This is a genomic window from Rhodoferax sp. P1_F3, assembly GCF_056405715.1.
Genome location: NZ_JBFUBO010000028.1, coordinates 1 through 5618, shown reverse-complemented (window position 1 = coordinate 5618; position 5618 = coordinate 1). Strand labels below are relative to the sequence as shown.

Sequence of the window (5618 nt, the reverse complement as noted above, 5' to 3'; positions counted from 1 at the left end):
CCTGACGATGACCTACTTTCACACGGGAATCCGCACTATCATCGGCGCTGACTCGTTTCACTGTCCTGTTCGGGATGGGAAGGAGTGGTACCAAGTCGCTATGGTCGTCAGGCATAACTTGTTGCCACCTTGACTAGGTCAAGGCGACCAATTTATAGAGCTAATCAGCTTGTCTTTTACGACACCTGCCGTGATGCTGTATCACAGGCAGGATTTTGAATGCGTCAACTTGGCATAACATCCTTGAGACACTTATCGTGAATCAAAGTTATAGGGTCAAGCCGCACGAGCAATTAGTATCAGTTAGCTTAACGCATTACTGCGCTTCCACACCTGACCTATCAACGTCCTGGTCTTGAACGACTCTTTAGGGGGCTCAAGGCCCCGGCAGATCTCATCTTGAAACGAGTTTCCCGCTTAGATGCTTTCAGCGGTTATCTCTTCCACACTTAGCTACTCGGCAATGCCACTGGCGTGACAACCGATACACCAGAGGTGTGTCCACTCCGGTCCTCTCGTACTAGGAGCAGGCTTCCTCAAATCTGCAGCGCCCACGGAAGATAGGGACCAAACTGTCTCACGACGTTTTAAACCCAGCTCACGTACCTCTTTAAATGGCGAACAGCCATACCCTTGGGACCGGCTACAGCCCCAGGATGAGATGAGCCGACATCGAGGTGCCAAACACCGCCGTCGATATGAACTCTTGGGCGGTATCAGCCTGTTATCCCCAGAGTACCTTTTATCCGTTGAGCGATGGCCCTTCCATACAGAACCACCGGATCACTATGTCCTGCTTTCGCATCTGCTCGACTTGTCAGTCTCGCAGTTAAGCACGCTTATGCCATTGCACTATCATCACGATGTCCGACCGTAACTAGCGTACCTTCGAACTCCTCCGTTACGCTTTGGGAGGAGACCGCCCCAGTCAAACTGCCTACCATGCACTGTCCCCGATCCAGATAATGGACCTAGGTTAGAACCTCAAACACACCAGGGTGGTATTTCAACGTTGGCTCCACGATACCTAGCGGCACCGCTTCAAAGCCTCCCACCTATCCTACACAGATCTGTTCAAAGTCCAATACAAAGCTACAGTAAAGGTTCATGGGGTCTTTCCGTCTTTCCGCGGGGAGATTGCATCATCACAAACATTTCAACTTCGCTGAGTCTCAGGAGGAGACAGTGTGGCCATCGTTACGCCATTCGTGCAGGTCGGAACTTACCCGACAAGGAATTTCGCTACCTTAGGACCGTTATAGTTACGGCCGCCGTTTACTGGGACTTCAATCAAGAGCTTGCACCCCATCATTTAATCTTCCAGCACCGGGCAGGCGTCACACCCTATACGTCCACTTTCGTGTTTGCAGAGTGCTGTGTTTTTAATAAACAGTCGCAGCCACCGATTTTTTGCAACCTCATTGGGCTCCATCCGCGAGGGACTTCACCTACTAAAGGCACACCTTCTTCCGAAGTTACGGTGTCAATTTGCCGAGTTCCTTCTCCTGAGTTCTCTCAAGCGCCTTAGAATACTCATCTCGCGCACCAGTGTCGGTTTGCGGTACGGTCGTGTGTAGCTGAAGCTTAGTGGCTTTTCCTGGAAGCAGGGTATCACTCACTTCGAGTGCAAGCACTCTCGTTATCACTCCTCATCTAAGCCCGGCGGATTTGCCTACCAGGCACGACTACAAGCTTGAACCAACATGTCCAACAGTTGGCTGAGTTAACCTTCTCCGTCCCCACATCGCACTACACATCGGTACAGGAATATTGACCTGTTTCCCATCAGCTACGCATCTCTGCCTCGCCTTAGGGGCCGACTCACTCTACGCCGATGAACGTTGCGTAGAAAACCTTGCGCTTACGGCGAGGGGGCTTTTCACCCCCTTTAACGCTACTCATGTCAGCATTCGCACTTCTGATACCTCCAGCACGCTTTACAACGCACCTTCACAGGCTTACAGAACGCTCTCCTACCACTTGCAATAAATTGCAAATCCGCAGCTTCGGTAACTGGCTTAGCCCCGTTACATCTTCCGCGCAGGACGACTCGATCAGTGAGCTATTACGCTTTCTTTAAATGATGGCTGCTTCTAAGCCAACATCCTGACTGTTTTAGCCTTCCCACTTCGTTTCCCACTTAGCCAATTTTAGGGACCTTAGCTGGCGGTCTGGGTTGTTTCCCTCTTGAGTCCGGACGTTAGCACCCGGTGCTCTGTCTCCCAAGCTGTACTCGACGGTATTCGGAGTTTGCATTGGTTTGGTAAGTCGCCATGACCCCCTAGCCAAAACAGTGCTCTACCCCCGTCGGTAATACTTGAGGCACTACCTAAATAGTTTTCGGAGAGAACCAGCTATTTCCAAGTTTGTTTAGCCTTTCACCCCTATCCACAGCTCATCCGCTAGTTTTGCAACACTAGTCGGTTCGGACCTCCAGTACCTGTTACGGCACCTTCATCCTGGCCATGGATAGATCACTTGGTTTCGGGTCTACACCCAGCGACTAGACGCCCTATTCGGACTCGATTTCTCTACGGCTTCCCTATTCGGTTAACCTTGCCACTGAATGTAAGTCGCTGACCCATTATACAAAAGGTACGCAGTCACCCCTTGCGAGGCTCCTACTTTTTGTAAGCATACGGTTTCAGGATCTATTTCACTCCCCTCCCGGGGTTCTTTTCGCCTTTCCCTCACGGTACTAGTTCACTATCGGTCAATGATGAGTATTTAGCCTTGGAGGATGGTCCCCCCATATTCAGACAGGATTTCTCGTGTCCCGCCCTACTTTTCGTTAGCTCAGTACCACACAGGTCTTTTCACGTACGGGGCTATCACCCGCTATGGCCATCCTTTCCAGAATGTTCCGTTAAGTCTTGTGCTATCACTAACAGGCTTCTCCGATTTCGCTCGCCACTACTTTCGGAATCTCGGTTGATGTATTTTCCTCGAGCTACTGAGATGTTTCAGTTCACCCGGTTCGCCTCGCATACCTATGTATTCAGTATGCGATACCCCAAAGGGTGGGTTTCCCCATTCGGAAATCTCCGGATCAAAGCTAATTTGCCAGCTCCCCGAAGCTTATCGCAGGCTATCACGTCCTTCGTCGCCTATCATTGCCAAGGCATCCACCATATGCTCTTATTCACTTGACCCTATAACTTTGACATCTCTTTCGAGAATCATCGTAATCTTCAAGGAATGTTTTGTCAGGTCTTTCACCTGACGCGTTATGCCGTATTCAGTTTAACTTGAATAACTCGAATTTCAAACGTGAAGTCTGATATTCATTTTGACGCAATCAAAATTATGTTGCTAACAACTACGCAAGGCACGGTCTGCACTAAACCTTTACGAATGTGCAGTTTCCTCACGCAGCTTAAAGTTAGCAACGCTGATTAAACTCTATAAATTGTTAAAGAACAGCCGATTGATCAAGAGATCTTGATCAACAACAAAGCAGCCTCTTTATTCCGAAGAATTCGAAGCAACTTTGGTGTTGACTAAATAAGTATCGTTGAATGGTGGAGGATGACGGGATCGAACCGACGACCCCCTGCTTGCAAAGCAGGTGCTCTCCCAGCTGAGCTAATCCCCCATGGTCAAAGACTATTGGACGGGATGGTGGGTCTGGTTGGTCTCGAACCAACGACCCCCGCCTTATCAAGACGGTGCTCTAACCAACTGAGCTACAGACCCAAGCCGGTCACTTCAAACCAAGCAAGCTTGATCGTTAGCGACAACCTTCCAACAACCGATAAGTGTGAGCGTTCAAATTAAATTGCAGTTTTCCAGAAAGGAGGTGATCCAGCCGCACCTTCCGATACGGCTACCTTGTTACGACTTCACCCCAGTCACGAACCCTGCCGTGGTAATCGCCCTCCTTGCGGTTAGGCTAACTACTTCTGGCAGAACCCGCTCCCATGGTGTGACGGGCGGTGTGTACAAGACCCGGGAACGTATTCACCGTGACATTCTGATCCACGATTACTAGCGATTCCGACTTCACGCAGTCGAGTTGCAGACTGCGATCCGGACTACGACTGGCTTTATGGGATTAGCTCCCCCTCGCGGGTTGGCAACCCTTTGTACCAGCCATTGTATGACGTGTGTAGCCCCACCTATAAGGGCCATGAGGACTTGACGTCATCCCCACCTTCCTCCGGTTTGTCACCGGCAGTCTCATTAGAGTGCCCAACTAAATGTAGCAACTAATGACAAGGGTTGCGCTCGTTGCGGGACTTAACCCAACATCTCACGACACGAGCTGACGACAGCCATGCAGCACCTGTGTTACGGTTCTCTTTCGAGCACTAAGCCATCTCTGGCGAATTCCGTACATGTCAAAGGTGGGTAAGGTTTTTCGCGTTGCATCGAATTAAACCACATCATCCACCGCTTGTGCGGGTCCCCGTCAATTCCTTTGAGTTTCAACCTTGCGGCCGTACTCCCCAGGCGGTCAACTTCACGCGTTAGCTTCGTTACTGAGTCAGTGAAGACCCAACAACCAGTTGACATCGTTTAGGGCGTGGACTACCAGGGTATCTAATCCTGTTTGCTCCCCACGCTTTCGTGCATGAGCGTCAGTACAGGTCCAGGGGATTGCCTTCGCCATCGGTGTTCCTCCGCATATCTACGCATTTCACTGCTACACGCGGAATTCCATCCCCCTCTACCGTACTCTAGCTATACAGTCACAAATGCAGGTCCCAGGTTGAGCCCGGGGATTTCACATCTGTCTTATATAACCGCCTGCGCACGCTTTACGCCCAGTAATTCCGATTAACGCTCGCACCCTACGTATTACCGCGGCTGCTGGCACGTAGTTAGCCGGTGCTTATTCTTACGGTACCGTCATTAGCAAACTTTATTAGAGCTCACCGTTTCGTTCCGTACAAAAGCAGTTTACAACCCGAAGGCCTTCATCCTGCACGCGGCATTGCTGGATCAGGCTTGCGCCCATTGTCCAAAATTCCCCACTGCTGCCTCCCGTAGGAGTCTGGACCGTGTCTCAGTTCCAGTGTGGCTGGTCGTCCTCTCAGACCAGCTACAGATCGTCGCCTTGGTGGGCCTTTACCCCACCAACTAGCTAATCTGATATCGGCCGCTCCAATCGCGCGAGGTCTTGCGATCCCCCGCTTTCATCCGTAGATCGTATGCGGTATTAGCACAGCTTTCGCTGCGTTATCCCCCACGACTGGGCACGTTCCGATATATTACTCACCCGTTCGCCACTCGCCACCAGGATTGCTCCCGTGCTGCCGTTCGACTTGCATGTGTAAGGCATGCCGCCAGCGTTCAATCTGAGCCAGGATCAAACTCTATAGTTCGATCTTGAATTTTTCGCTCTTTCGAGCAACTCATAAATTGGAATCGACGTGAATTTCATTTCTGATTTCCACATCTTTTTTACTTCATGAGCGTTTAAAGTCTTGCGACTTAGTTCCAAAGAACTTGGCAATCGCCTTCAAACGCCCACGCTTATCGGCTGTAAATTTTTAATGATCTGAAACAATTTTTATCTCGTTTCGTTTGCTTTGCTGTGATCAGCGAAGCCTTGAATTATGACACAGTTTTTGAAGCCCTGTCAAATCAAGCAAAAGATTTTTGCTTTTTTTAGA

2 tRNA genes and 3 rRNA genes are annotated in these 5618 nt (G+C 50.1%); all 5 read right to left on the bottom strand.

Features of this window, described 5'->3' with window-relative positions:
- Positions 1–112 (bottom strand): 5S ribosomal RNA (gene rrf, locus AC1DZ5_RS21405); the annotation flags it as partial.
- Positions 113–272: 160 nt separating this feature from the next.
- Positions 273–3152: ribosomal RNA gene (locus AC1DZ5_RS21400) — 23S ribosomal RNA — on the bottom strand.
- 367 nt (positions 3153–3519) lie between these two features.
- Positions 3520–3595, bottom strand: a tRNA-Ala gene (locus AC1DZ5_RS21395).
- 24 nt (positions 3596–3619) lie between these two features.
- Positions 3620–3696, bottom strand: a tRNA-Ile gene (locus AC1DZ5_RS21390).
- A gap of 96 nt (positions 3697–3792) precedes the next feature.
- Positions 3793–5327 (bottom strand): 16S ribosomal RNA (locus AC1DZ5_RS21385).
- Positions 5328–5618 lie beyond the last annotated feature (291 nt).